Annotated in this window: 3 protein-coding genes; all 3 read right to left on the bottom strand. The window is 35.2% G+C overall.

All coding sequences use genetic code 11. The features are described 5' to 3' along the window. Positions 1–391: hypothetical protein (locus tag AB1414_18565; protein ID MEW6609418.1), on the bottom strand; the 391-nt coding region annotated here is incomplete at its 3' end. A 198-nt stretch (positions 392–589) separates the two neighbouring features. Beyond that, the gene (locus AB1414_18560) at positions 590–1,540 is read right to left on the bottom strand and encodes a hypothetical protein (protein MEW6609417.1); all 951 of its coding nucleotides are present in this window, start codon (positions 1,538–1,540) and stop codon (positions 590–592) included. Then, a partial coding sequence (locus AB1414_18555) for a hypothetical protein (protein ID MEW6609416.1) occupies positions 1,521–2,777 on the bottom strand: 1,257 nt, incomplete at its 5' end. The genes AB1414_18555 and AB1414_18560, both read right to left, overlap by 20 nt.

Raw genomic sequence — 2,777 nt, 5'->3', positions numbered from 1 at the left:
GATTAATAGCAGAAGAAAACTTATTTATCGCCTCATCTATCCTATTATTTCTTTCAATCTTAAGTGCCTCTGATACCTCTTTATTACCATTCTTAGCGTTATTGATAAGGTTCATCAGTTCTTGATTAGTAGCATTTTCACTCGCAAGTGCTATTAATTTTGTTGCATCCGCTCCGTATGCCACTGCCAATTGGTATACATCCTCTACATTTATCTCCTTTTTATTTAGCTTTTGCTCAAGGACATCCGCAGGTAATTCTCCCTTTTTATATGCTATACGCAGGTCATAATCCTTTCTGGCTTCTCTTACTACCTCTCTAATCGAAGTAAATATATCGCTACCTGTTTCTCTAATGGAGTTAAAGGTTGGAAAGGAAATCGGGGGACACAATACTAATTAAAAGGAAATAAGTATTGTGTCCCCGGAATTCCCCCGGAATTCCGGAATTCGGAATTTCCTGTATTAATTACAGCTAAAATAGGTGGTATTTTTACCACCTTTTAGCCACAGATAGCACTTTTAAGTAATCGAATTTAGCGAATGAAACGAAAATTACTTAATTACCTAATTACCCAGTTACCCACTTACCTACTCCTTAACAATCGGTTGCCATGATGGGTGTCCATCTGGAACTTCATTATAGGTTAATCGTTTTCGATTTTTTCCATCTGCATCCATTATGAAAATCTCCCAGTTACCTAATTCTTTACTGAGAGTCTTAAAGACAATCTTTTTACCATCTGGCGACCAAGAAGGGTCAGAATCAGCACTTGTTTCAGAATCATCACTTATGCTTATTTGATCTGAACCATCGGGATTCATTGTATAAATTTTAGAAATACCAATACTATTACGCCTTGACACAAAAGCAATCTTTTTACCATCTGGTGACCATGAAGGACTGCGATCTCCAACATTGGTATTTGTCAATCTTCTTATATTTGTCCCTTCAATGTCCATTGTGTAAATTTCACAATTACCATCCCTCTTAGATACAAAAGCAATCTTTTTACCATCTGGCGACCAACAAGGTTCACTATCATCTGCTGGATGATTGGTTACTTTCTTTCGATCTGTACCATCTGCATTCATAATATAAATTTCACTATTAATACCTTCTTCCCAATTCCCAAGATAGCAAGTAAAAACAATATGTTTCCCATCCGGTGACCAAGAAGGGTGTGCATCAATTGCAGTAACATCACTAATTCTTTTTTGATTTGTACCATTAACATTCATTATATAAATTCCTGTAGGACCCTCACGGTCCGAAACAAAAGCAATTTTATCACCCTCTGGAGACCAACAAGGTTCATAATCATCATCTGGATTAGTTGTTAATCTTATTTGATTTTTATCATCAACATCCATTATATAAATATCCAAATTACCATCACGGTTAGAGGCAAAGATAATCTTTGAGGAATAAGATAACTCTTTACATCCACTAAAAATGAGAAGCATAACAATAAATGTTGTATATTTTAAAATTTGAGTTGTTCTCATAGCACTTTCCTTTTTATCGTTGCTTAACCGCATCTTCAATATATCCTTTAATATCATCAGGTAACCAGTTGTTAGTACCACCTATATGAGTCCCATAGTTTAGATAATATATAATGTCAGCCTTGATAAATCCACTTGCAGGTAAGTTATGAAAATCTGGTCCCAAATTCCCCATATTTGTGGCTTGTTGTATCTTCACATAGTCTACATAATTTTCTATACATATTCTATAACTAGGGATAACATCTTTTCCTAACTGTATCCTTGCCAAGTCATTGATATACTCTCCATATTTTACAGTTTTATAAGCTATGTCGGCTATGTCGGCTATATGTGTTGGGTCTAATTGAAAAATAGCTTTCTCTATTTCACCTTGAACAAGGTATCTTGCTATCACAAGTCCTTTCCCCAAATTTCCTAAATAGTATTTTAAAACCTTCTTAGCTACATCATCTGCAACCTTTATACCTATCTCTGCTTCTTTCCCTTTAATACCCCATGTCCCTTGATTATTATTTCTTCTCAAATATTCAGCCAATAGATCACGTGCTCTGTCTTTTTCTACTCCTGTTAATTCATTTTTCCCCGCAAGGTCTTCTAATTTACTATTTAATACATCATCTTTCATTTTATCCAGTGGATTTGATACCTTGCCATCTTCCCCAACTTTTTCATAATAGAAATTATAACCCTCTATCCACCCATTGGCATAATCTTTATTCCATTTATCTATAAGGATATTAGTTATTGTTGGGTCTTGATTTGCCTCTATCATTGCTCGTAACTGGCTTGGAGTTACTCTATCACTATATAATTTTATTAACTCTGTTGCATCTCCTCCATATCTCTTAACCCTTTGGGCTAAATCAAGGACATCATCTACACTTAATTGCTTACTTTCTACTTGTTGTTTGATTGCCTCAATAGTTAATTCCCCTTTCTTAAATGCTACATATCTGGCATAATCTTCCTTGTAATCTCGAACAGTATCTCTAATCGTAGTAAGTATATTTCCACCTGCCTGACCAACACTCTTAAGACTTTGCCATATCTCATGAGCAAAGTCTAATTTTATGTATGCATCCTGGTCTTTTGGTATAGAGGAATTAGTGGTGGTAGTAAAATTAAGGTTTGGGACAAGTCTTGAGGCATTCTGATAGGCTTGGACAGCCATCTGAGACCATGCTTGAGTACCTTTGTATATATCCTTACCTAACTCAATCCCTTGTTCTTTAAATGCCTCTATTATATTATCTCCACTAATAGTATC

The organism is bacterium (genome assembly GCA_040755795.1).
Classification (GTDB): Bacteria; UBA9089; CG2-30-40-21; order CG2-30-40-21; family SBAY01; genus JBFLXS01.
This window is presented reverse-complemented; position numbering and strand designations above follow the sequence as displayed.